At 55.4% G+C, this 24,608-nt stretch carries 26 protein-coding genes; 8 read left to right on the forward strand and 18 right to left on the reverse strand.

Annotation, left to right across the window (positions count from 1 at the left end; translation table 11 throughout):
• Nucleotides 1–26 precede the first annotated feature (26 nt).
• Nucleotides 27–248, forward strand: a complete 222-nt coding sequence (gene yidD / locus ABYT07_RS07515) for a membrane protein insertion efficiency factor YidD (protein WP_372990572.1) — start codon at nt 27–29, stop codon at nt 246–248.
• Here yidD and ABYT07_RS07520 read toward each other — a convergent pair.
• Nucleotides 245–775, reverse strand: a complete 531-nt coding sequence (locus tag ABYT07_RS07520) for a DUF3833 domain-containing protein (RefSeq protein WP_372990573.1) — start codon at nt 773–775, stop codon at nt 245–247. The genes yidD and ABYT07_RS07520 overlap by 4 nt on opposite strands.
• Nucleotides 776–838: 63 nt before the next feature.
• Here ABYT07_RS07520 and ttcA point away from each other — a divergent pair, with 63 nt between their 5' ends.
• The 7 genes from ttcA (at nt 839) to ABYT07_RS07555 (ending at nt 8,108) form a co-directional block, all read left to right on the forward strand.
• Nucleotides 839–1,666: a tRNA 2-thiocytidine(32) synthetase TtcA gene (gene ttcA, locus ABYT07_RS07525; protein ID WP_372990536.1), complete on the forward strand. Its 828-nt coding sequence runs from the start codon at nt 839–841 to the stop codon at nt 1,664–1,666.
• Nucleotides 1,667–1,795: 129 nt separating this feature from the next.
• Nucleotides 1,796–3,343: a putative bifunctional diguanylate cyclase/phosphodiesterase gene (locus ABYT07_RS07530; protein ID WP_372990538.1), complete on the forward strand. Its 1,548-nt coding sequence runs from the start codon at nt 1,796–1,798 to the stop codon at nt 3,341–3,343.
• A gap of 115 nt (nt 3,344–3,458) precedes the next feature.
• Entirely contained in the window at nt 3,459–5,309 is a 1,851-nt protein-coding gene (gene yidC / locus ABYT07_RS07535) for a membrane protein insertase YidC (RefSeq protein WP_372990540.1), read from the forward strand.
• Nucleotides 5,309–6,061 carry an MOSC domain-containing protein gene (locus ABYT07_RS07540; RefSeq protein ID WP_372990541.1) on the forward strand — a complete coding sequence of 251 codons (753 nt, stop codon included), beginning with the start codon at nt 5,309–5,311 and terminating at the stop codon, nt 6,059–6,061. Before yidC ends, ABYT07_RS07540 begins: the two co-directional genes overlap by 1 nt.
• A complete protein-coding gene (gene yihA / locus ABYT07_RS07545; protein ID WP_372990542.1) occupies nt 6,061–6,711 on the forward strand; it encodes a ribosome biogenesis GTP-binding protein YihA/YsxC in 651 nt (216 codons plus the stop codon). The genes ABYT07_RS07540 and yihA overlap by 1 nt, the downstream gene beginning before the upstream one ends.
• 28 nt (nt 6,712–6,739) lie before the next feature.
• A complete protein-coding gene (gene argB, locus ABYT07_RS07550; protein ID WP_372990544.1) occupies nt 6,740–7,603 on the forward strand; it encodes an acetylglutamate kinase in 864 nt (287 codons plus the stop codon).
• Nucleotide 7,604: 1 nt separating this feature from the next.
• Nucleotides 7,605–8,108 carry a histidine phosphatase family protein gene (locus tag ABYT07_RS07555; protein ID WP_372990546.1) on the forward strand — a complete coding sequence of 168 codons (504 nt, stop codon included), beginning with the start codon at nt 7,605–7,607 and terminating at the stop codon, nt 8,106–8,108.
• Nucleotides 8,109–8,137: 29 nt separating this feature from the next.
• On the opposite strand, the gene ABYT07_RS07560 is transcribed toward ABYT07_RS07555, so the two are convergent.
• The 17 genes from ABYT07_RS07560 to rplO all read right to left on the reverse strand — a co-directional run bounded on the left by ABYT07_RS07560 (nt 8,138) and on the right by rplO (nt 23,854).
• Nucleotides 8,138–8,908: an amino acid ABC transporter ATP-binding protein gene (locus tag ABYT07_RS07560; RefSeq protein ID WP_372990548.1), complete on the reverse strand. Its 771-nt coding sequence runs from the start codon at nt 8,906–8,908 to the stop codon at nt 8,138–8,140.
• A gap of 15 nt (nt 8,909–8,923) precedes the next feature.
• On the reverse strand, nt 8,924–10,219 hold the full coding sequence (locus ABYT07_RS07565; protein ID WP_372990550.1) for an amino acid ABC transporter permease: 1,296 nt from the start codon (nt 10,217–10,219) through the stop codon (nt 8,924–8,926).
• 1 nt (nt 10,220) lies between these two features.
• Nucleotides 10,221–11,435, reverse strand: a complete 1,215-nt coding sequence (locus ABYT07_RS07570; RefSeq protein WP_372990552.1) for an amino acid ABC transporter permease — start codon at nt 11,433–11,435, stop codon at nt 10,221–10,223.
• A gap of 121 nt (nt 11,436–11,556) precedes the next feature.
• Complete coding sequence (locus ABYT07_RS07575; RefSeq protein ID WP_372990554.1) at nt 11,557–12,573, reverse strand: amino acid ABC transporter substrate-binding protein; 1,017 nt, start codon at nt 12,571–12,573, stop codon at nt 11,557–11,559.
• 181 nt (nt 12,574–12,754) lie between these two features.
• Entirely contained in the window at nt 12,755–13,474 is a 720-nt protein-coding gene (locus ABYT07_RS07580) for an ATP12 family chaperone protein (protein ID WP_372990555.1), read from the reverse strand.
• A gap of 1 nt (nt 13,475) precedes the next feature.
• Nucleotides 13,476–14,153 carry an HAD-IA family hydrolase gene (locus tag ABYT07_RS07585; protein ID WP_372990556.1) on the reverse strand — a complete coding sequence of 226 codons (678 nt, stop codon included), beginning with the start codon at nt 14,151–14,153 and terminating at the stop codon, nt 13,476–13,478.
• Nucleotides 14,150–15,199: an RluA family pseudouridine synthase gene (locus ABYT07_RS07590; RefSeq protein WP_372990558.1), complete on the reverse strand. Its 1,050-nt coding sequence runs from the start codon at nt 15,197–15,199 to the stop codon at nt 14,150–14,152. Before ABYT07_RS07590 ends, ABYT07_RS07585 begins: the two co-directional genes overlap by 4 nt.
• Complete coding sequence (gene crcB, locus ABYT07_RS07595; RefSeq protein WP_372990559.1) at nt 15,196–15,576, reverse strand: fluoride efflux transporter CrcB; 381 nt, start codon at nt 15,574–15,576, stop codon at nt 15,196–15,198. The genes ABYT07_RS07590 and crcB overlap by 4 nt, the downstream gene beginning before the upstream one ends.
• Before the next feature lie 31 nt (nt 15,577–15,607).
• Nucleotides 15,608–16,915: a replication-associated recombination protein A gene (locus ABYT07_RS07600; RefSeq protein ID WP_372990561.1), complete on the reverse strand. Its 1,308-nt coding sequence runs from the start codon at nt 16,913–16,915 to the stop codon at nt 15,608–15,610.
• 3 nt (nt 16,916–16,918) lie between these two features.
• Nucleotides 16,919–18,289, reverse strand: a complete 1,371-nt coding sequence (locus ABYT07_RS07605) for a trypsin-like peptidase domain-containing protein (RefSeq protein ID WP_372990562.1) — start codon at nt 18,287–18,289, stop codon at nt 16,919–16,921.
• Between the two features lie 135 nt (nt 18,290–18,424).
• Nucleotides 18,425–18,844 (reverse strand): 50S ribosomal protein L17, encoded by a 420-nt coding sequence (gene rplQ, locus ABYT07_RS07610; protein ID WP_037228508.1) that lies wholly within the window; start codon nt 18,842–18,844, stop codon nt 18,425–18,427.
• A gap of 134 nt (nt 18,845–18,978) precedes the next feature.
• Nucleotides 18,979–19,995, reverse strand: coding sequence for a DNA-directed RNA polymerase subunit alpha (locus tag ABYT07_RS07615; RefSeq protein WP_372990564.1), 1,017 nt, complete (start codon nt 19,993–19,995; stop codon nt 18,979–18,981).
• A gap of 117 nt (nt 19,996–20,112) precedes the next feature.
• On the reverse strand, nt 20,113–20,502 hold the full coding sequence (rpsK, locus tag ABYT07_RS07620; protein WP_008226467.1) for a 30S ribosomal protein S11: 390 nt from the start codon (nt 20,500–20,502) through the stop codon (nt 20,113–20,115).
• A gap of 15 nt (nt 20,503–20,517) precedes the next feature.
• Complete coding sequence (gene rpsM, locus ABYT07_RS07625; RefSeq protein WP_372990566.1) at nt 20,518–20,886, reverse strand: 30S ribosomal protein S13; 369 nt, start codon at nt 20,884–20,886, stop codon at nt 20,518–20,520.
• Between the two features lie 356 nt (nt 20,887–21,242).
• Nucleotides 21,243–21,890, reverse strand: a complete 648-nt coding sequence (locus ABYT07_RS07630) for an adenylate kinase (RefSeq protein ID WP_372990567.1) — start codon at nt 21,888–21,890, stop codon at nt 21,243–21,245.
• On the reverse strand, nt 21,887–23,251 hold the full coding sequence (secY, locus tag ABYT07_RS07635; protein WP_372990569.1) for a preprotein translocase subunit SecY: 1,365 nt from the start codon (nt 23,249–23,251) through the stop codon (nt 21,887–21,889). Before secY ends, ABYT07_RS07630 begins: the two co-directional genes overlap by 4 nt.
• A 120-nt stretch (nt 23,252–23,371) precedes the next feature.
• Nucleotides 23,372–23,854: a 50S ribosomal protein L15 gene (gene rplO, locus ABYT07_RS07640; RefSeq protein ID WP_372990570.1), complete on the reverse strand. Its 483-nt coding sequence runs from the start codon at nt 23,852–23,854 to the stop codon at nt 23,372–23,374.
• Nucleotides 23,855–24,608 lie beyond the last annotated feature (754 nt).

Below are 24,608 nucleotides of genomic sequence, written 5' to 3' on the forward strand. Positions count from 1 at the left end.
CTCGGAATCCTGCACGGCAAGCTAAGATGACCCCCCTAGCGCGTCTACTGGCCCTTCCCGTGAAAGGGTATCGGCTGATCTTCAGCCCGTGGGTCGGGCATAATTGCAGATATCACCCCACGTGCAGCGCCTATGCCCTCGAGGCGTTGCGCAAACATGGCGGCCTTAAAGGCGGATGGCTTGCAATGCGCCGGATTGGCCGCTGTCATCCATGGGGCAACAGCGGCATCGACAACGTACCGGACTAACGCTTCTTGTCGAAGGTGATTTGCACCTCGCCGATATCGACGCCGTATTTCTTCATATAGGCGCGATTATAGACCCGCGTATCGCTAAGCTGCCAAAACCAGTCGTTGAAATCGACCCGTAATGTGCCGTCTGGCACGGGCAGGTCAATCTTGTAGGTCCAATTGAACGTATCGCCGCGGGCGATGCCCTTGGCCGTGCCGATCACGCCATCTGCCTTGCCTGTCCACGTCTCTGGCCCGGTCTTGGTCATCTTCCAAACGCGCTGTTCAGTGCTTTTGTCTTCGTAAACGAAATCCTCAACCAAGGTCAGTGTCTGCCCGTCCCAAGTGCCGTTGATGTCCACGACAAAGCGTCGCCTCACGGTGCCAAACGTGTCTTGAAACTGCCCCGTGGCAACGACGTGGCCATCGAAATACTCTTCGATCTTTAGCACCCGATCAGACAGCAACGGATCATCTGCGTCGGGTTTCGCGGTGCACGCCGCCAGCCCCAGAATCACCGCCAGCATCAACAAAATTTTCCGCATCACGTGGCCCACCTTATCTATCCGCCGCTTGATCGACGATGTGACTTGATCTAAGCCGAACTTATGCTGGATCAACCTGACGATATTCACCCGCTATTCTACGGTGCCCCTCAAAGCACCGAGTTCCGCAAGCTGCGCAAGCGCCTTGTGCGCCAGACGCGCGAGGCAATTGATCAATATGGAATGATAGAACCGGGCGGGAAATGGCTTGTCTGCCTGTCGGGCGGCAAGGACAGCTATACCTTGCTGGCAGTTCTTCACGAGCTGCAATGGCGCGGGTTGCTGCCCGTGGAAATCATCGCCTGCAATCTTGATCAGGGGCAACCAAATTTCCCCGCGACCGTGCTGCCTGCGTTCCTGGAGAAAATGGGCGTCAAACATAGAATCGAATATCAGGATACATATTCGATCGTCATGGATAAAACACCGGCAGGTCGGACTTTCTGCGCGCTGTGCAGCCGTTTGCGCCGTGGAAATCTATACCGAATCGCACGCGAAGAAGGGTGCACCGCAGTGGTCCTTGGCCATCACCGCGATGATATCCTCGAGACGTTTTTTATGAACCTTTTCCATGGTGGCCGGTTGGCAACAATGCCTCCCAAGCTGGTAAATGAAGAAGGCGATCTGTTCTTGTATCGGCCTTTGGCGCATGTCGCTGAAATCGATTGCGAGAAATTTGCGACAGCCATGAAATACCCTATCATTCCATGTGATCTTTGCGGGTCGCAGGACGGTCTTCAGCGCCAGCAGGTCAAGGCGATTTTAGATGGTTGGGAGGCAAACAGCCCCGGCCGTCGACAGGTCATGTTTCGCGCGCTGATGAATGCACGGCCTTCGCATTTGCTCGATCCTGAATTGTTTGATTTCAAAGCACTGGTGCGAACTCCGTAATCTGCATCTATTTCAAAATTTTCATATTTCTCGCAGACCAGAAAGAGAACATTAACCCGCCGGACACCCGCCTTACGCTAAAAGAATCTCAGTGGTGCGCATAGCCGCAGTGGTAGGGGAATCAGTTGCATGGCCCAAAGACTGGAAGCGAAATTACTCAGGTGGGCGCGAAAGCTTTCTATCGTGATGTCTGGCCCGCCTGCATTGGCGTTTCTGCCGGCAATCTGCTTGGCCACTTTCTGGTTCGGGGGCGAAGGTGCGCTGCTGATATGTGCGGCCGCTATACCGATTGCCTATCTTTTTCTGGGCGGGTTTCACGGCCCTGCCGCCTCGCTTTTGCATGCACGCGAGGGGATCAACGGGCTTTTGCAGCGGACCGCCTTTGAAGAACTGACAAATCAGGTATTCAATCGGACAGAAGAATTGGGCTGGAAGTCAGCTACCTTTGCATTCGCGATAGAAGACTTTGACGAAGTGCATAACCGGTATGGCAAAGCTGCGGCAGATCAGGTCATCGCGCGCACCGGCGAAAGGCTGATCGCGGCACTGCGTGACAGGGATAGTATCGGTGTTCTTGGTGATTCCCGGTTTGGCGTCTGCCTTGATCCCGTGCGCCACTTGGATCTTGAACTTTGCATTCAAATGGCAGGCCGCTTGCAACGCGTCATAGAAGAGCCCGTTTCCGTAGATGGGACTGTGATTTATATCTCTGTCTCAGTGGGGTTCTGCCAGCAGTCCCGCGCCCCGGAAAAAGATGGTGAAGCTTGGCTACAGGCCGCATCGACTGCCCTTTCTTCGGCAATACGCCGCGGTCCTTCGGCGATACGCGCCTTCTCGAGTAAGATGCTCCCGCAACCCGAAAACTCCAACGCTCTAATGGAAGAAGTCGCCCGGGCATTGGAAGACGGCCAGATCACGCCATGGTTCCAACCTCAAATTTCGACGGATACCGGCGAAATAACAGGTTTCGAGGCTCTCGCACGATGGGCACATCCGACACGGGGCGTGCTGAACCCAGCCGATTTTCTGCCTGCCCTCGAGCGCGCCGAACTGCTGGAACGTTTGGCCGAATTGATGATGTACCATTCCTTTGCCGCCCTGAAAGTCTGGGATACGGCCGGCGTAAAGGTTCCCCAGATCGGAGTGAATTTCGCAGGTTCGGAGCTCAGCAATCCCCGTTTGATCGAGAAGATCACATGGGAACTGGATCGCTTTGACCTGACCCCCGACCGCCTCGCCATCGAAATCCTCGAAACCGTCGTTGCCAGCGCGCCCGATGATATGATCACCCGCAATATAAATGCACTTGGCAAGTTAGGCTGCCGCATTGACCTTGACGATTTTGGGACAGGCCACGCGTCTATTGCGTCGATACGACGCTTTTCCGTCAATCGCATAAAGATTGATCGCTCTTTCGTGATGAAAGCAGACCGTGATCCAGAACAGCAGCGTATGATTAGTGCTATCCTGACCATGGCCGAACGGTTGGGCGTCGAAACTTTGGCCGAAGGCGTCGAAAGTGTCGGGGAGCACGTCATTCTGGCGCAACTGGGGTGTGATCACGTGCAAGGATTTGGCATTGCCCGCCCCATGCCAATCGAACAGACCTTAGGCTGGATCGAAAGCCATTGCACAAAACTGCGAGAAGTCCCGCGGATCATGGATGGGAAACCCTAAGTCTAATGCCCCTCAGATCGGCCATTGCAGTGTGATCCGCCCCGAATCCGCTTGACCTTTGGTGCTGCACTCTGTTGAACCCACGCTGATATTATAGACATCAGGTGGCGGTCAAATGGACGATCAGAACAAGAATCTCATTTTTGCGACGGTACTTAGTTTCATAGTGATCCTTGGGTGGTTTTTACTCTTCCCACCACCAGAGCCAGGCACGCCAGTTGATGGGACGGATGTTTCTCTTACCTCTCCTTCTGGCGTAACGGCACCCGACGCAGCTGTTCCTGCTGGCACCACTTTGCCAGCAACGGTCGCAGACACCACCGCCACGCGCGCGGATGCGCTGGAGCAGGCACCAAGGGTACCGGTCGAAACAGACCGACTGACCGGCTCAATTTCTTTGCTGGGTGGGCGCGTTGACGACCTTAGACTGAAGGACTATCGAACAACGATTGAAGACGATGCACCCATTGTTACGCTTTTGTCGCCCGCCGGAACAGAAGACGCGTATTATGCGCTATATGGTTGGGCCGCAGGTGCCGGTATAGCACCGGAGCAGGTCCCGGGCCCCAACACACTTTGGAGCCTTGCCTCAGGCGATACGCTGACTGTCGGTAGCCCAGTGACGATCACTTGGGACAATGGCGTCGGACAAGTTTTCTCGCGGACGATTTCAATCGACGCGAACTTCATGTTCGAAGTCGAACAATCAGTTCAAAACGCATCCGATACCTCCGTTACCCTTGCGCCCTATGGAATCATCGCACGCCACGGCGTTCCGACGGATGCCCAAAACTTCTTTATCCTTCACGAGGGCATGGTCGCCATGAACAATGGTGAACTGATTGAGACAAGCTGGGATGATATCCCTGACCTTGATCCTGTCGGCGGCGCCCCCTCAAAGCGTATTGATGATGTCACGAACGGTTGGATCGGCTTCACCGGCCATTATTTCATGACCAACTTGATCCCAGACCCTGCACAACAGTCACGCCTGACCGCCAAGTACCTGCCGCGCACAGACATTTTCCAAACCGAGGCTGTTTTACCGTCGCAAATCATCCCTGCGGGCGGCTCTGCCTCGGTGTCGACGCAACTGTTTGCCGGTGCAAAAGAATGGCAAGCCCTGCGCGATTATGAAACTGCAGGCGTTTACAAGTTTGTTGATTCCATCGACTGGGGTTGGTTCTTTTTCCTGACAAAGCCGATTTTTTGGGTGTTGCACCACCTAAACATCCTGATCGGGAACATGGGTATCGCCATCATCGGCCTGACCCTCCTGATCAAAGCCCTGCTTTTCCCACTTGCCTATAAATCATACGTCTCGATGGCAAAGATGAAGGAATTGCAGCCGCAGATGGAAAAGCTGAAAAAAGATTCAGGCGACGACCGTCAGAAGCTTCAACAAGGCATGATGGAACTATACAAGCGTGAAAAGGTAAACCCGGCTGCGGGCTGTCTACCAATCATCATGCAAATCCCGATCTTCTTCTCGCTTTACAAGGTTATCTTTGTAACGCTTGAGCTGCGGCACGCGCCATTCTTTGGCCCGTTCCAAGACCTCAGTGCGCCGGATCCTACCTCGATCTTCAACTTCTATGGTTTGTTCCCATGGGGTGTCCCCGAAGCAGGAAGCGTCATGGCGCTGGTCTTTATCGGTATTCTACCGCTACTTTTGGGCATCTCGATGTTCTTGCAGCAAAAGTTGAACCCGGCCCCCACTGACCCCACTCAGCAAATGATCTTTGCGTGGATGCCATGGGTCTTTATGTTCATGTTGGGTGGTTTTGCATCCGGTCTGGTTGTTTACTGGATCGCGAACAACACAATTACCTTTACGCAACAGTACCTTATCATGCGCAGCCAGGGCTATAAGCCGGATCTTCTTGGAAACATTACGGGCGCGGAAAAACGCAAAGCCAAAGCCGCGGCGAATGACACCAAGGCACCGACAAAAGGCAAGAAGTAATGAAGGTCTACGCGCTATACCGGCATCCCATAAAGAGCCACGGGCGCGAAGCGATTGAGCGTGTGCACCTATCCCAAGGCCAGTCGATGCCTTGGGATAGGGTGTGGGCCATAACCCACGAAGTTTCAAAATTCAGCACCGAGAAGCCCGCATGGGCAAGCTGCTATAACTTTATGATCGGTGCGCGCACCCCTGGTCTTGCTGGCATTTGGGCAAAGCTGGACGAAGAAACACGGGCTATCACCCTGACCCATCAGGACCTTGAGCCACTATCCTTTGAACCGGACAATCCAAAAGACAGCGACCGTTTTCTGGCATGGGTGGCCCCGCTTTGCCCGCCCAACCGGGCCCAGCCCCGGGGGATCGTAAGTGTTGACGGGCGCAGCATGACTGATACGACTTACCCATCTGTTTCAATTATGAACACCGCGTCCCATGCCGCCGTTGCCGACGCTTTGGGAAACCCCATCACAAAAGAACGCTGGCGCGGTAACATATGGCTGGACGATCTGGCGGAATGGGTCGAATTGGGCTGGATCGGGCGCGAAATCAGCATAGGCTCTGCCGTGTTGCGGGTCCGTGAACCAATTGAACGATGCCAAGTGACCAACACAAATCCTGTCACGGGCCAGCGCGATACGGCAACTCTGGATGTCCTCAACAGCCAGTTTGGCCACCAGAATTTCGGTGTTTACGCCGAAGTCATAACCACAGGCGATATCGCACTTGGCGACACAGCAAAGGTGATCTGATGCAAATCCAGTTCAAAATAGCAGAAGAACCCGACGCATTCACGGCCGAAAAAGGCCGGATGCTTTTCGCCGGTGAAACCCAATTCGTCAAAGGCGTGGTGGCCATGGATGGACTGCCCCCTGCTGACCGGATGGAAGTGTGTTTCGCTGGCCGCTCGAACGTCGGGAAATCAACTTTGATCAACGCGCTGACCGGAATGAAGGCCCTTGCCAGGGCATCCAACACACCCGGTCGTACGCAAGAGATTAACTATTTCACAGCCGGAGATGACCATTATCTCGTCGACTTGCCGGGCTATGGCTATGCAAACGCCCCCCTGCCCATCGTAGAGAAATGGCAGCGGTTGCTTAAGCAATATCTGTCTGGCCGCCAGACCCTGCGCCGTGCCTTTGTGCTGATTGATGCCCGACATGGTGTTAAAAAGGTCGACGAAGAAATCATGTCCCTGCTCGACAGTTCAGCCGTGACATTTCAGTGCGTTCTAACGAAGGCCGACAAGGTCAAAGAAGTTGAGCGTGAAAAGATTCTGGATCAGGTACGCGCTGCTTTAGCGAAACACCCGGCAGCCTATCCGGAAATCGTCGTGACGTCGTCGGAAAAGGGCTGGGGCATTCCGACGCTTCGTGCCATCATCGCCACGCTGGAGTGAATCTCCGGCGAGGCACCGAGGCAAGAAAATGAGAAAACAAGACATGAACCGCGACTGGATCGCCACCGCCCAAACCCTAAGCCAAGCCCTGCCCTATTTGCAGCGCTATGCTGATGCAACCGTCGTGATCAAGCTGGGTGGCCATGCCATGGGCAGCGACGAGGCCATGGAGGAGTTCGCCCGCGATGTCGCCCTGATGCGGCAGGTTGGTGTAAACCCCGTGATTATCCACGGCGGCGGCCCGATGATCAATGACATGCTACGTCGGCTGGACATCAAATCAGAATTCATTAACGGTAAACGAGTGACCGATGCCGCAACCATGGAAGTGGTTGAAATGGTGTTGTCTGGTCTTGTCAACGCGCGCATCGTTCAGGCAATTACAGCGCAAGGCGGTCGCTGTGTCGGCGTGTCAGGCAAAGATAGCGGCCTGATTATATGCGACCAGGAAGACCCGGAATTGGGCCTTGTTGGTGCCCCGACCGAAGTGAATCCCCGCCTTCTGCGCGATCTGGCCGACAAGGGGATCATCCCGGTTATCGCGCCCCTTGGGATGGGCCGTAATGGTGAAACGTTCAACATCAACGGCGACACCGCCGCAGGTGCCATCGCCGCCGCGCTAAAGGCCGACCGGCTGTTACTGCTTACCGACGTGGCCGGCGTTAAGAATGCCCAAGGCGAGGTGGTTACGGAGCTTACAGCGGCCCAGATTCGCGAAATGGTAAAAGACGGTACGATTGCGGGCGGTATGATCCCGAAAACCGAAACTGCGCTTAACGCGATCGAGGGTGGCGTTCGCGCTGCCGTCATTCTTGATGGTCGCGCGCCCAATGCCTGCCTGCTGGAGCTTTTTACCGAGCATGGCGCTGGCAGCATCATTCGCCAAGGATAACATGAAACGCCTTATACTTATGCGACACGCGAAGTCGGATTGGCCCGGCCCCGCGACAGACGACCATGATCGCACACTTAACGAGCGCGGCAGGAGCAATGCCGCCTCCTTGGGGATATGGTTAAAGGAAAAGGACCTCAGGCCGGATGTCGTGCTGTGTTCAACTGCGACACGGACGCGGGAAACACTGGGCCTGTTAAACCTTGAGGGACAGCCGGAAATTCTCTTTGTCAAAGAACTCTATCTTGCGGATGCTGAAAAGATACTGGCGACACTGCAAACGGCGTCCGGCGATACCGTCTTGCTTTTGGGCCATAACCCCGGGATCGCTGATATGGCCGAACAGATTGTAAAGACGCCCCCAAACCGGGACGGCATGCACCACTACCCAACCGGGGCAACAATCGCGATATCGTTTGATGCGGAAAATTGGTCAGATATCACTTGGAACTTGGGCCAAGTCAGCCACATCGTCATGCCTCGGGACTTGCCCAAGCCGAATTAAGGCGGGGTTTCCCCCGCCTTTTGATCTTATCAGTGACCCAGAATCTGGCTTAAGAACAGCTTGGTCCGCGGGCTTTGTGGGTTGTTAAAGAACTCTTCTGGTTCATTCTGCTCAACAATCTGACCTTCGTCCATAAAGATCACGCGGTTGGCGACTTGACGGGCAAAGCCCATCTCGTGGGTCACGCAGAGCATCGTCATGCCTTCTTCTGCAAGCTCGACCATAGTGTCCAGAACTTCTTTGATCATCTCGGGGTCAAGCGCCGACGTGGGTTCATCAAACAGCATGATGCGCGGACGCATGCACAGGCTGCGGGCGATGGCGACACGCTGCTGCTGACCACCGGACAACTGACCGGGATATTTGTCAGCCTGATCAGGGATCTTGACCTTTTCAAGAAAATGCATCGCGATTTCTTCGGCTTCTTTCTTGGGTGTCTTGCGAACCCAGATCGGTGCCAGCGTGCAGTTTTCAAGGATCGTCAGATGTGGAAACAAGTTGAAGTGCTGAAAGCACATGCCAACCTCTGACCTGATCTTGTCGATGTTTTTCACATCCGAAGACAACACAGTACCGTCGACTTCGATGCGACCTTTTTGGTGTTCTTCCAAAGCGTTGATGCAACGGATCAGCGTGGATTTACCCGACCCTGACGGGCCCGCGATAACGATACGTTCGCCACGATATACGGTCAGGTCAATGTCGCGTAGCACATGAAATGTGCCGTACCATTTGTTCATCTTTTCGATGCTGATGGCGACCTCGTCCGAGACCTTCAGTGCTTGTGCTTGTTCAGCCATAATAACAGCCTTTCCTTAACGGTGGTCGGTCTGGAGTTGACGTTCCAGCCATTGTGAATATTGCGAGATGCCGTAGCAGACGACAAAGAACAGTGCGGCGGCAAAGCCCCAGAGCTCCCAATAGACGCCGTTCCAATCGGTCGAAGCGAGGATCGGGCCGCGGATCATCCCCACCAGATCGAACATCGAAATGATCGAAACCAGCGTGGTATCCTTGAACAGGCCAACGGCCACGTTGACGATTCCCGGGATCGAGATCTTCAAAGCTTGCGGCAGAATGATCAGACGCATCGACTGCGCATAATCAAGGCCAAGACTTTCTGCGCCCTCGTATTGCCCGCGTGGCAATGCGGCCAGACCACCCCGGATCACTTCGGCGATATAGGCCGAGGCGAACATGGTGATCATGATGATGACACGCAAGATCAGGTCAAAGTTGGTGCCGGGCGGCAAGAAGTAAGCCAAGACCACGTTTGCGACGAAAAGCAATGTAATCAGCGGCACGCCACGGATGAACTCGATAAAGACCACACAGATCAGCTTGATGATTGGCAGGCTGGATTGGCGACCAAGGGCGAGTACGATGCCCAAGGGCAACGACAGCGATACACAGATCACACCAAGGATCATGTTGAGCATGAAGCCCCCCATGTTCCGCGACACGACTTCTTCGAGCGCGAGAACGCCAGACAGGCTTGGTGTGATGAAACCGGCAATGAACCAGACAACAGCCGCGGCAACGACCCCTGCGGCCAGACCACCCGCAAAGCTGGTTTTGACCAGTTTGCCATAGATGGTATAGCCGACACCGATGCTGATTAATGCTGCAACCGGAACCAAAAGCGACCCGCCCCAGATCAGCCAGAAGGCCACAAAGGGATAAAGCGCTGTCACGATCAAAAGTTTACGTGGCACTGCCGCGAACAAGACTGGAGATATCGCAACAAACAGCAGGATAAACGCCAGTGTCGGTCTCCAATAGCCGTCCTGCGGATAAGCGATCCCGAATAGCAGCTGGTTCCAACGCTCGGTCAGAACCGAAAAACAGCCCCCCGTCGCGCCATCAAGCACTTCGCGGCATTCGCGGATGTTCGAGGTCGTCCAGACGCCCCCCAACAGCCATGGCAAGAAGCCTGACAACAGAACGTAGATCGCATACAGCGCAGCGATCGTCAGGATCGTATAGGGGATGGACGAAAACAGGCTGTCGCGCATCCATTTGACCGGACCTTGTGCCGTCGATGGCGGTGTTGCCTGAGGCAACATCGTATCGCGGACAAAGGGAACGGTTTGGGCATGAGTATCTGACATCTTACCGCTCCTTCAGGCTGACGTTGTTGTTGTAGACGTTCATGATCGCTGAAATCGACAACGAGATCGTGAGATAGAACAGCATCAACAGCAGTACGCATTCAATCGCGCGGCCGGTTTGGTTCAGGGTAATCCCGCCCAGTGTGGCCGTGATATCGGCATAGCCCACCGCAATCGCCAGTGACGAATTCTTGGTGATGTTCAGGTACTGCGAGATCAGCGGCGGAATAATCACCCGCAGCGCTTGCGGCAAGACCACAAGGTTCATCACGCGCTTGGGACGCAGACCCAAAGACGCCGCAGCTTCGGTTTGCCCTGTCGAGATCGCCTGAATGCCCGCACGGACGTTTTCGGCAATGAAAGCGCCAGTATAGACTGACAACGCCAGCCAGAGTGCAATCAAGGGTGCACCGATCTGGATACCGCCTTGGAAGTTGAACCCGCGCAAGGCCGGATAATCCAGCCCGACAGGACGGCCCATGATGAAAAACATCAGCAGCGTTGGTACAATCAGGATCGCCAGCGTAGGCCAGCCCATGGGCAGCAGCTTGCCGGTTTCAAACAGCAATTTCACCGCATAGCGGCGATAAAAGAACGCAGCAATGATCGACAGGATAAAGGTCCCGACAACAATCATCGACCCTGGCCCCCAAACCGGTGCAGGGATGTAAACGCCGCGGTTGGTAAAGGCAAAGGCGTCAAACAACATGCTGGACGTCGCGTTATCACCACGGAATGCATTGGGCGCAGGCAGCACGGCGGTCATCAGCGTGTAGATCATCAGGATCCAGATCAGCACGGGGATGTTGCGGAAAATCTCGACGTAGATTGCCATTAGTTTGGAAACGAGCCAGTTGTTGGACAGACGCGCCACACCGGCGATCACGCCAAGAATGGTCGCTGTCAAACAGGCAAGGAATGCCACCAACAAGGTGTTGATAATCCCGACGACGGCCGCCCGCAGGTTTGTGGACTGGCTGTTATAGTCGATTAACGTCTGGTTGATATCGTAGCCCGCAGGCACGCCCAGAAAATCATAAGAAATGTTCAGGCCGGCCTCTGCTAGGTTGCGCACGAGGTTGATACCCAAAAAGGCCATCAACGCGATCAGCAGCATCAAAGCGATAAACTGGAATGTGTAGGATCTATACCGGGTGTCGTTCAGCAACATCGACAGCCGGAACGAGCCCTGTTGAGGGTCGGACATTGTCGTCATCAGATTATCCCTGTGTTCCGGACCTATTTGATGTGCATCATTTTGATGTCACTGGCCGGGTTTATTTATTGTCTCAAAAGCGCAAAGGGCGCGGCATGAACCGCGCCCCTTGGCAGTGTATTTAGCGGAAAGGAGGCGCGTACATCAGGCCGCCATCTGTCCACTGTGCGTTCAGACCACGGGCCAGACCGATTGGTGTCTCTTCGCCGATGTTCTTGGCAAAGATTTCGCCATAGTTGCCCTGAGACGCGATAGCGTTCTTGGCCCATGCAGCGTCCAGACCCGGCATTTCACCCAATGTACCTTCGGCACCCAACAGGCGGGCAACTTCGGGGTTGGTTGTGCTTGTGGCCATCTCTTCGACGTTTGCCGATGTGACGCCCAGTTCTTCAGCTGCGATCAGAGCGTACAAAACCCAACGTGTCAGGTCGCCCCAGTCGTTGTCGCCGTGACGTACCAGCGGGCCCAATGGCTCTTTCGAGATGATTTCCGGCAGAATGATGTGATCGCCAGGTGTCTCGAATGTGGCACGTGTGGATGCCAGACCGGATGCGTCTGTTGTGTAGGTGTCGCAGGCACCGGCAAGGTACTGCTGCTGGCCTTCGGCGTTTGTCTCGATTGGCACGGGCTCATACGAGATGTTGTTCGCACGGAAGAAGTCAGCAAGGTTCAGTTCGGTTGTTGTACCGGTCTGAATGCAGACTGTCGCGCCGTCCAGATCCTTGGCGGATGAAACGCCAAGTGCCTTTGGAACCATAAAGCCCTGACCATCGTAGTAGTTGACGCCGATGAAGTCGAACTTCAGGTCAACATCGCGGCTGAACGTCCATGTGGTGTTACGCGCAAGAAAGTCGATCTCGCCCGATGCCAACGCAGTAAAGCGTGTTTTGCCAGTTGTCGGGATGAACTCAACAGCCGTTGGGTCACCGAAAACGGCTGCGGCAACAGCGCGGCATACCGCAACGTCAAAGCCTTCCCATTCGCCGTTTGCATTTGGTGCGGCAAAGCCGACCAGACCAGTCGTCACGCCACAGTTCAGCTTGCCGCGCTCTTTTACGTCGTCAAGGGTTGCTGCGGCAGACGCACCGGCAACTAGGCCAGCAACCGTCATCGCACCAAAAAATACGGATTTATTCATTGTTACCTCTTCCTGAGTTTCCGCCACGTTTATGGGCGGTTTAACCGACACCTTTTCGGGTCGGAGTTGGACCATTTAAGGATTTCCCCAAATGATGATCCAGAGTTTGGGCGGATTTGCGCCTGAACGTCAAGCCTGCAAGCCTAAAAAACAGCCACTTGACGCAGGGGTAAGCCTTAAATTAAGGCGCAGGCGAAGATGACAGATCAAACATCAACTTCGCGTGCTCAAAGCTAGCCTTTTTCACTGCGGCCAATGCCTCGGCGTCGTCATCCGCCCCCCAAAGTTCGGCTTGCCAAATCTCGTCCAGCCGCGACAAATCCCATAATGTATCCGTATCTTTGGCATTCAGGGTCGCTGCGAATCCCAAAACCAGCGATCCGGACAAACTTACCAGATCGTGAAACGCGGCCATTTGGAACATATCCAGCGCATGTGTACGGTCTGTCAGGCGCGAAACAGCCGCTGCATCTTGTGGCACATGCATGATTCCCACGCGCGGTTCCAGCCGGACCTCAAGTGCGGCTTCGGCCCAATCCAGCATCGGATCCCACAGCGCAGTTTGGCGATCAACCAACTCCTGCGGGCTGTCTGCACGGTAGCACAAGAGATCGCAATCGCCATACGCCGCCAACATATCTGCCACTTCGGCATGTTGAATGGCAACCTTGTCCAGCGCGGCGTTCGCCGTTTTGGTGCAAGGCATGGTGCGTGGATCAATTGTACCCTTTTGGGCCTGCCATTCAGCGGCGATGGCCTGCGCCATCTGCTGGGTGGGCACAATCAAATGACGCTTGGCGGGCGTTTTGATCGGACGGCCATCCAGTTCGACGGCATAGCCATCCCCGGCCGCGACAACCTGCGCTTCAGTCCAAAAGCGTTTCGCTTTCCAATCGCTCATTTCAAAGGCTCCAGATTTTGTCCAAGGCAGCAGGCAATTCATCAAACCGGTCAATCACATGGTGGGCGGCCCCAAGGGCTTCGGGCGCGTGATACCCCCAGTTGACCCCGATGCCAGCGACGCCAGCGGCGGCTGCCATTTCCATGTCGTAACTTGTGTCACCGACCATCACCGCCTGCGCGGGGTCAACGCCCGCATCGGCCATGGCCTGCAAGATCATCGAAGGATGCGGTTTCGAGGGGTGGAAGTCCGCGACCTGTTGGGTCACGAAAAGCCCGTCAAGCCCGTGCCCCTTGATCAAGTGATCCAGCCCGCGCCGCGATTTACCTGTGGCAATGCCCAACAAAACCTCGGGAATTGCATGCAACTGGTTCAACACCTCGCGACAGTCGGGATAAAACGGCGATGTTTGCGAAATCGGCATCGAAGCACGCAAAGCGACATAGGCGTCTTTATACGCCTCGACCATGACGGCACAGTCAGCATCGCTGATCTGCGGGACCAGACGCCGGACAGCGATATCCAGCGACAGGCCCACAATGGCCATCACATCGACCGGCGCAGGCAAAGGCCGCCCCACGACAGCAAAAGCCTGCGCAAAAGCCGCCAGTATATCCGCCTGACTGTCGACCAGCGTCCCGTCGACGTCAAAGATCACCAGACGCAAGGGTGCGCTCAACCCCAGTCCTCCTCGAACGGGTCGGCTGGCACGTCGGATGGGGCCCATTGGAACGTATCCCACGTGCGCACCATATGATCCGGCATCGGCGCGATCAGGTTCAGCGTTGCCTTGGTCACGGGGTGTTCAAGGGTCAGCGACCGTGCATGCAGGTGCAGCTTTTTCGAGATGTCGCCACCAAGCTGTGCGCCCCAGCCATCCCCCATGTTTTCCTGACCAGATCCACCGTATTTGCCGTCACCAACAATGGGATGGCCGATCTCGGCCATGTGCGCGCGCAACTGGTGCGTGCGGCCCGTTACCGGGATCAGCGCGACCCAGCAGGTGCGCGTACCAGCCTGCGCCAGTGTCGCGTAATCAGTGGTTGCGCGCTTGGCCCCTTCGGTGGTGTCCATGTCCTTGGGGTGGACGCAGTACATCTTTTCGCCCTCGCCGCGCGCGCCATGACCGAACGCTTTGACCAAGCCGAACTTGATCGTCCCGTTCTTGGGGTGCGGCACGCCTGCGACAGCCGCCCAGTAGATCTTGCGCGTTTGGCGATGCCGGAAAGACGACGTCAGATCAGCCGCAATCGACCGCGTCCGCGCCATAATCAGCACGCCCGACGTGTCCTTGTCCAACCGGTGCACAAGCCGCGGCTTTTCATCTAGGTCAAACATCAACGCATCGGCCAATGCATCGACATGGCGATCAGATTGCCCCGATCCGCCTTGCACCGGCAGGCCAGGGGGCTTGTTCAGCGCGATGATATAATCGTCACGGTAAATCACGCAGGACCGGATGAACTTGGCATCCGCATCCGAAATCCGTGTACGCTTTGGCGGCGGTGGGGCCTCTGTGTCGGGCAATGGCGGAATGCGAATTTCCTGCCCGACCTCAAGCCGTGTTGACGCTTTGACACGTCCGCCATTTACGCGAATGTCACCCTTACGGCACATCTTCTCGATGCGCCCCTGACTGATCAGCGGGAACATACGTTTGAACCAGCGGTCCAGCCGCTGATCCCCGTCACCCTGCTCAATGATCAGGTTTTGAACCCGGCTCATGCAAATACTCCTCTGGCCACAAATAGGCCCAGCATTAATCCTAGCACCGCCAGACCGACTGACAGTGCCACATATATCCCTGCCGATGCGATCTGGCCGCGCTCGATCAATGTTACCGTTTCCAGCGAGAACGCCGAAAACGTAGTGAACCCGCCAAGGACACCCGTCATCACAAACGGGCTGTACTGTGTCAGCCCTTTTTGCGCGGCAAAGACGACGAACAGCCCCATCAGGAACGACCCCAGAATGTTCACGCCAAGTACCGCTACGGGAAAGTCCTGCGGCCCAAGCGCGCGAAGAACCGCAACGCCGGACATGAACCGCAAAGACGCGCCGATAGCGCCGCCAATAGCCACAAGGAACAGGGTAGAAATCATCTGCGGTCTGTCACGGTTTGCGCACGGAATGTCAAGTTTTGCGCGTCGCGCGCAACTTTTCAAAGTAATCCAGACGCTTTTTCAAGTCCCTTTCAAACCCGCGCTCCACCGGCTGATACAGCTGTGGCCGCGCCATGCCGTCGGGAAAGTAGTTTTGGCCCGAAAACCCATCCTCGGCATCGTGGTCATAGGCATAGCCCGCGCCATACCCTTGGTCCTTCATCATGCTGGTTGCCGCATTCAGGATATGTTTGGGCGGCGGGGCTGATCCGGTCTGTTTGGCCGCAGCGCGCGCCGCTTTATACGCCACATAAGCCGCATTCGATTTCGGGGCCAACGCCAGATAGGTCACGGCCTGCGCCAGCGCCAGTTCCCCCTCGGGTGATCCAAGCCGCTCGTAGGTCTCCCAAGACTGCAGGCAAATCGCCTGCGCCTGCGGATCCGCCAGCCCGATGTCTTCGACAGCCATCCGCGTGATGCGCCGCATCAGGTATCGCGGGTCTTCCCCGCCCTCAAACATCCGCGACAGCCAGTAAAGTGCCGCATCGGGGTCAGAGCCGCGCACGGATTTATGCAGCGCAGAAATGAGGTTGTAATGCGCGTCGCCGCCTTTGTCATACTGCGCGGCCCGCCGCATCAGCCGCGCCGACAGCGCCTTGCCATCCAAGGGCTTATCGACTTTCCAGGCCGCTACCTGTTCGATCAAATTCAACAAGGCACGCCCGTCGCCATCGGCCATCTCAAGCAGGCTTTCACGCGCAGGTCCGTCGATCGGCAATGGTCTGCCCAGCTCAACCTCGGCCCGCTGCGCGAGCCGTTCCAGGTCAGCCAGCGGCAAGCGTTCCAACACCAAAACCTGCGAACGGCTTAACACAGCGGCGTTCAGCTCGAATGACGGGTTTTCGGTTGTAGCCCCCACCAGCAGGATCGTGCCGTCTTCCATGTGGGGCAAAAACCCATCCTGCTGCGCCTTGTTGAAACGGTGGATTTCATCGACGAACAACAATGTACCGCGCCCGTTTTGCCGCCGGATCTTTGCCGCCTCGAAAACTTTGCGCAGCTCGGGTACACCACTAAAGATGGCGCTGATCTGGACAAAATGCAGCTCGGTCTCATCCGCCAAAAGCCGCGCGATGGTGGTCTTGCCTACCCCCGGCGGCCCCCAGAAAATCAACGATCCCAGTGACCCTGAGTCCAACATCACCGTCAAAGGCCCGTCCGGCCCCAGCACCTGCCCTTGCCCGATGACCTCGGCCAGCGTCTTGGGCCGCAAACGGTCTGCCAAGGGGCGGTGCCCGGCCTCCGGCTTGACCTCACCACTATCGAAAAGATCAACCATCGCCTAAATCCTGAACCGCAACGACAGCCTTTGCGTCCCGCGCTGCACGACCATCGCGACCTGCCGTTGACCTTGCAATGCGTCCCGAACCTGCGCAGGGGTTTCCACCTCGCGCCCATTAAGAACCAAGATCACGTCGCCGGGCCGCAGCCCCACTTGCAAACCGTACACACCGGGCTCGACGATTGCGACCCCCTCAACCTCCAGCGACAAGTTGAGCTCGGCGAGAACCGCTGGGTTGATCCGCGCCAAGGCAAGCCCCGGCAGCAAGCTGCGTTTGTCCAAGGTCACAGAATCGCGCGAAGGGCTGTCAGGGGCAGCGATCAACGCCACATTCAGATCCGTAGAGCTTCCCTCACGCAACCGCGTCACGATCGCTTGGTTCCCCAAGCCGCTGACGCTCATCCGGTAGACCATCTCGGCGGGCGTGTTTACGTCCTGACCATTTACCGCCGTAATCACATCGCCAACCGCAAAACCACTGGCAAGGAAGGGGCTGGCCGGGTGCAAACCAGACACAATGATCCCTCCGGGTCGATCCAACCCTAGGGGTGCGGCCATATCCGCATCCACCGGCTGCCCGCTCATCCCCGCCCAAGGTCGCTCAAAGCGTTCGGCACCGCTGCGCGCCTGATCGACAAAAGCCTTTATCAAATTGGCTGGAATCGCAAACCCAATGCCGTTTGACCCACCAGAACGCGTCAAAATTGATGTATTGATCCCCATCAACGCCCCCTCCATATCGATCAGCGCACCACCGGAGTTTCCTGGATTGATCGGCGCATCAGTCTGGATGAAATACCCCTGCCCGCCGCCATTCATCCCGCCCGAGCGCGCCAATCCAGAAACAATGCCACTGCTGACCGTCTGACCCACGCCAAAAGGATTGCCGATGGCCAGCGCCAACTCGCCCACTTCAATGTTGTCACTGTCGCGCAGTGGCAAATAGGACAGCCCGTCCTCGCCCTCAATTTTGAGAATCGCAAGGTCGCTCTCTGCATCGCTTAGTAAGACCCGTGCTGTGAATTCGCGCCGATCCGCAAGAACGATCCGGATGTCCGTCGCCATGCCGACAACATGATAATTCGACACGACGATGCCGTCCTCGGAAAGAATAACTCCAGAGCCAAGCGAGTTTTGCACCCTCGGCTGCCCTGCGCCGGGTCTTTGAAAGAAACGCTCAAAAAACGGATCAGACTGCAACGGCGTGCGGCTGCTTTGGACGATGGTGCGCGTGTAGATGTTAACAACCGCAGGGGTTGCCTGCTTGACCAACGGGGCAAAGCTAAGTTGCATCTGCGTGGCAGAGGTCGGAACAGTCTGCGCCTGCACGGGGAGCACGCATAACACGAGGAAAATCAGGATATATCTCATCCCCCAGATATGCGCAGCCGAATGTGGTTGCGCAACACCCATATTCCAAATGGTTCAAAATCCTCGCCGAAGGCATAAAAAAAGCCCCCGGCACTGCCAGGGGCTTTTCTCCAAACTCACCAAAGCCTGATGGCTTTAGTCTTCGGCCATTTCATAGGCAGCAACGCGTTCCTTGTCGCCCGCACCTTTCGCATCGCGGTCGCGATCAACGAATTCGATGATGGCCATAGGGGCCATGTCGCCATAGCGGAAGCCAGCCTTCAGAACGCGAACGTAACCACCTTGGCGGTCGGCGTAGCGTGGGCCAAGAATTTCAAATAGTTTCGCAACATACTTGTCCTGCTTCAGCTTGCTTGCTGCCTGACGGCGCGCATGCAGATCGCCGCGCTTTGCAAGCGTGATCATCTTTTCGATGATCGGACGCAGTTCTTTTGCCTTGGGCAATGTTGTCTTGATTTGCTCATGTTCAATAAGCGAGCCGGCCATGTTCGCGAACAGCGCCTTGCGGTGTTCATGTGTACGATTCAGACGGCGGTAACCACGTGCGTGACGCATTTCTTTTCTCCAACGATATGCCCTCTACGGGCGGTTTTACTTTGTCTGGCTGGCGTGCGTAGCGCCAACTCTCCTTGGGGCCCTCTTGGCCCAGTCTTGCATGTGGTGGGGATCGCTCCTCACCACATGAATTCTTAGAACGAATCCTCGAACTTTTTAGCAAGGTCTTCGATGTTGTCCGGTGGCCAGTCCTCGACGTCCATGCCAAGGTGCAGACCCATCCCCGACAAAACTTCCTTGATCTCGTTCAAGGACTTGCGGCCAAAGTTCGGCGTGCGCAGCATTTCGGCTTCGGTCTTCTGGATCAAATCGCCAATATAAACGATATTGTCGTTCTTGAGGCAGTTTGCGGACCGCACGGACAGTTCCAACTCGTCTACTTTCTTGAGCAGCAGCGGGTTGAATTCAAGACCGTCGTCATCGTCCTGACGGGATGCAGATTCAGGCTCGTCAAAGTTGACAAAGATGCCCAGCTGGTCCTGAAGAATACGGGCTGCAAAAGCGACCGCATCATCAGGCGTGATGGAACCGTCAGTTTCGACCTTCATCGTCAGCTTGTCATAATCCAGCACCTGACCTTCGCGGGTCGGCTGCACGTCATAGGACACTTTTTTCACTGGCGAATAGATCGCATCGATCGGGATCAACCCGATTGGCGCATCTTCCGGCTTGTTCTTGTCTGCGGCGACATAGCCCTTGCCCGTATTCACGGTCAGTTCCATGTAAACATCGGCACCGTCGTCAAGGTGGCAGATCACGTGATCACGGTTCAGGATTTCGATCCCGGCGCTTTCAGAGATATCACCAGCCGTCACAACGCCCGGACCTTTTGCCGAAATCGACAGGCGCTTTGGCCCTTCGACTTCCATGCGCAAGGATACGCCTTTGAGGTTCAAGATGATGTCGGTAACGTCTTCACGCACACCAGCAACGCTGGAGAATTCGTGCAAAACATTGTCAATTTGTACAGATGTGATTGCCGCGCCCTGAAGCGACGACATCAAAACGCGGCGCAGCGCGTTGCCCATTGTCAAACCAAAACCGCGCTCCAGCGGCTCTGCAATCACAGTCGCCTGACGTGCTGGGTCATTGCCCGGCTTTACGTCCAACTGCTGTGGCTTGATCAATTCAGCCCAATTTTTGTGGATCATACGTCCCTCCATTCTTGTCTCTTGCCCCATGTCCAAACGGCGAAGAAACTCCCGAGGTTTCAGAAAAGCGGTACGGGGCCGTGCGCAAAGGCACGACCCCATACAAAATATATATTCTTAGACGCGGCGACGCTTTGGTGGGCGACAGCCGTTGTGAGCCATTGGTGTCACATCACGGATCGACGTGATGTTGAAACCGGCAGCCGCCAAAGCGCGCAATGCACTTTCACGACCCGAGCCTGGGCCTTGCACTTCGACTTCGAGCGTTTTCACGCCGTGGTCTTGTGCTTTCTTGCCCACATCTTCTGCTGCCATCTGGGCTGCGTAAGGTGTCGACTTACGCGACCCTTTGAAACCCATTGTGCCTGCCGAAGACCATGCAATTGCATTGCCCTGAACGTCAGAGATAAGAATTTTTGTGTTGTTGAAGCTGGAATTAACATGCGCCACACCTGCGGCGATGTTCTTGGAAACCTTACGCTTCGTCTTTGTCTTTTCGCGTGCCATTGGTCAGACCCTCCCTTACTTCTTCTTGCCGGCAATGGCCTTAGCGGGGCCTTTGCGGGTACGAGCGTTGGTGTGGGTGCGCTGACCACGAACTGGAAGGTTACGACGGTGGCGCAGGCCACGGTAGCACCCAAGGTCCATCAGACGCTTGATGTTCATCTGTGTCTCGCGACGCAGATCACCTTCGACAGAGAAGTTTTCGTCGATGTATTCACGGATCTTAAGGATTTCTGCATCCGAAAGTTCGTTAATACGACGGGAGGCTTCGATACCAACGGCTTCGCAGATGGTCTGCGCCGAAGAGTTACCGATACCAGTGATATATGTAAGGGCGATTGGAACCCGCTTTGCAGTCGGGATGTTTACGCCGGCAATACGTGCCACGTGTGCTATTCCTTTTTCGTTGCGGGTCCGTGATACCAGACCCTTTTTTCACAACGTGAAGCCCGAGGCGTTTTCTTGCCACCGGGCTGCAGCTGATCAGGTGTTCATACGCAGGGATTGATCAATCCCGTTGCAAGTCGATTCTCTAATGAGATACGGCTGGTTATGAGTATTTCGTGTCAGCGTCAACCCGTGACGGAGAAACCGCGAACAGTTTACCCAGAATGATAATTTTTGCGGCCCGTTTATGCACTTCGGGCACCTACCATACACCTTAGTCCGCGAATGGAAAACGGCGCCGATCCAAAAGAACCAACGCCGCCTTAAAGATTATCTGCGCCTCCAAGAAAGAAAGGCTAGTTGTCCAGAATTGCACCGATACTGGCCTGAACAACTTTCATATCTGCCAAACCATCGACACGCTTCAGCAGGTCAAGCGCGTAATAGTAGCCGAGCAAGGGCGATGTCTTTTTGTAGTATTCCATTAACCGGTTGCGCAGGCTTTCTTCATTATCATCCGCGCGCCGTTTGAAATCTGATGCACCACATTTGACGCATTTGCCGTCATCGGGCTGCGGCTTGGTAACATCGTGATATACTTCGCCACATTGGCCGCACGTTGACCGACCCGAGATCCGCTTTACCAGCGCATCGTCATTCACGCGAAGCTCAATAACGTGGTCGAGCGTTTGCCCTGTGGTCTCCAGCAGCTCGCGCAATGCGGTGGCTTGTGCCAGCGTCCGCGGGAACCCATCAAAGATAAATCCACCGTGTTCTGTCTTGTCTTCCAGCTTTTCGCGGATAAGACCGATAACGATATCGTCTGTTACGAGATCCCCACGCGCCATGACGTCGGCAACCATGAGACCCATCTCTGTACCGCTGTCCTTGGCTTCGCGCAGCATATCGCCGGTCGAAAGTTGGACCATGTTGCGCGTCTCAACCAGATGACGTGCTTGTGTTCCCTTGCCCGCGCCGGGCGGTCCTAGCAAAATTATGTTCATTTACGTGCTGGGCTCCGTTTTTTGCGAGGTTTGCCGGACTTGCCGCGCAATTGCGACTTTTCAAGCAGACCTTCATATTGATGGGCAAGCAAATGGCTTTGCACCTGTTGGATGGTGTCCATCGTTACCGACACAACAATCAGAACAGAAGTACCACCAAAGTAGAACGGGATCGCAAATTGACCCCGCAGGATTTCCGGCAAAATACATACCGCTGCCAGATATGCAGCACCAAGTACCAAGACACGGTTAACAACATACTCAAGATATTCGGCGGTTTTCTTACCAGGGCGGATACCAGGGACAAAACCGTTCTGGTTCTTGAGGTTATCTGCAACCTCATCAGGTTTGAAGCTGACGTTGAATGTATAGAAATAGGCAAAGAATACGATCATCGCGACGAAGAACAGCAGGTACAGTGGCTGCCCCGGCCCAAAGTTCGCCAACAGAACCGACATGATCGGACCCGTGGAATTGCCCGAGAAAGTACTGATCGTCACAGGCAGCAGCAAAAGCGAACTTGCGAAGATAGCTGGAATAACGCCTGCCGGGTTCACCTTGATCGGCAAATGCGACGAACCGCCGTCGTACATTTTTTGTCCAACTTGACGGCGTGGGTATTGAATGTGGATCTTGCGCAGCGCGCGCTCCATGAAGACCACGAACATGATGGTGACAATCACCATGACCAGAACGCCGATGATCACAGCGGGGCTGATCGCACCCGAACGGCCAGACGAGAAGAACTGAGCGATAGCTGCAGGAACCTCAGCAATGATACCGACGAAGATGATGAGCGAAATACCGTTGCCAATGCCGCGGGCTGTGATCTGTTCACCTAACCACATCAGGAACATCGTGCCCCCGACAAGCGTAATCATACAGGCCATGCGGAAATACATCCCCGGATCGGCAGCGATGTCCCCAGCTTCCAGCGAAACAGCAAGGCCATAGGCCTGCAGCGTCGCAAGGGCAACCGTACCAAAGCGTGTGTATTGGTTGATCTTTTTGCGCCCCTGTTCGCCTTCTTTTTTAAGCTGCTCGAGCGCAGGAACCATCGACGTCATCAACTGAACGATGATCGAAGCGGAGATATAGGGCATAATCCCAAGGGCAAAAATGCCCATACGGCCAAGTGCGCCACCGGTAAACATCGACACCATGCCGCCAATGCCCTGACCCGCGCTTTCCATAAACTGGCGCAAGGCGGTGCCGTCAATGCCGGGAACCGGAATGAACGTGCCAAGGCGGTAGACGATCAGCAAACCCAGTGTGAATAGAATCCGGTTGCGCAGGTCTGTTGCCTTGCCCAACGCGGACCAACTGGTGTTGGCTGCCATGCTTTCGACGGCTGATACCATGATTAGGGCTCTTTCTTTGCAAAAACGCCGCCCAAGCCGTTTTCCGGCGGGCGGCATTTGGGAAAACTCGAGTGTCTATGTAAGCGGGTCGTCGCCCGCTCACAAGGCAAAACGATTTGTTTACGCTTCTGCGGTCGCCGCGGCAGCTGCTTTGACGGTCAGCTTGCCGCCAGCCTTCTCAACTGCTTCCACTGCAGACTTCGACGCGCCTGTTACTTGCAGGTCAACCTTTGCAGTAAAGTCACCTTTGGCCAGAACCCGAATACCGTCGAGCTTGCGACGGACCAGACCGGACGCGATCAACGCATCTTCGGTAATTGCGGCTGCGCCATCGATCTTCTTGTCGTCGATGAACTTCTGGATCAGGCCCAGGTTCACAACGGCATAGGATTTGCGGTTCGGCTTGGTAAAGCCGCGCTTTGGCAGACGTTGGTACAAGGGCATTTGACCGCCTTCGTAGCCGTTGATCGCAACACCCGAACGGGATTTTTGACCTTTGATACCACGGCCACCCATTTTACCGGTGCCGGAACCCGGACCACGACCAACGCGCTTGCGTGGTTTCGTTGCACCTGGGTTGTCTGAAAGTTCATGCAGTTTCATGTCGCTTCTCCTTTTGCCGGATGTGACCCCCAGCGACGGGAGCGGTCAAACGCGGCGTTTCATGATTCTTGTGGCACAACGGTGGCCACTGGGGGCGTATAGGTGATGGGGTGTGGGTGGGTCAAGCCTATCAAAAGAGCTGAGCGCTAAAACAAACTTAGAGCAATGCAGCTTCTATACGGTCAACTTCACTTTCCCACCACTTAATTGCATCATCGTAGACGTCTCTCACATCGTCACCTTGCCGAAAACTTGATAGAATTGGCCGATAGATATCCGTCTCTAATTGATGGACAGAGGACCCAAGCTCGGTATTTGGAGGCATCAAGGGCTGCGGGACCACGGTCAAGTTAACATGTTCTCCACTAAATACTGACGACTTATATTCCTTAAGAACTAAATCCCGTTCGGCCTTTATGAATTGCCAATATATTTCATATCGCAACTTATCTTCGTTCCAACGGGTGTATGCCTCTCGGATATATTGCTGATGTGCCGAGTTTTGCCTGCCCTCGTCAACAAGTACAAACCCTACAGTCCTAAGGAGACATATCGCTCCGACCCACCTCACTCTCCAAGTTGCCTGATCGATGCAATCCTCCTCAAGAATTTGAAGGGCAACTTTGCAATCCTGTATAGTGAGCCTCGTATTTTCAAAAACCATCTTATTTGTCCAAATCTAGCTCTGAGTGCAAAAGCGTAAACCTCTCGATCAAATACCTATTAGGAAACGCGAAACGCCCCGCAGTTTCCC

The organism is Sulfitobacter sp., from assembly GCF_041552635.1.
Taxonomy (GTDB): Bacteria; Pseudomonadota; Alphaproteobacteria; order Rhodobacterales; family Rhodobacteraceae; genus Sulfitobacter.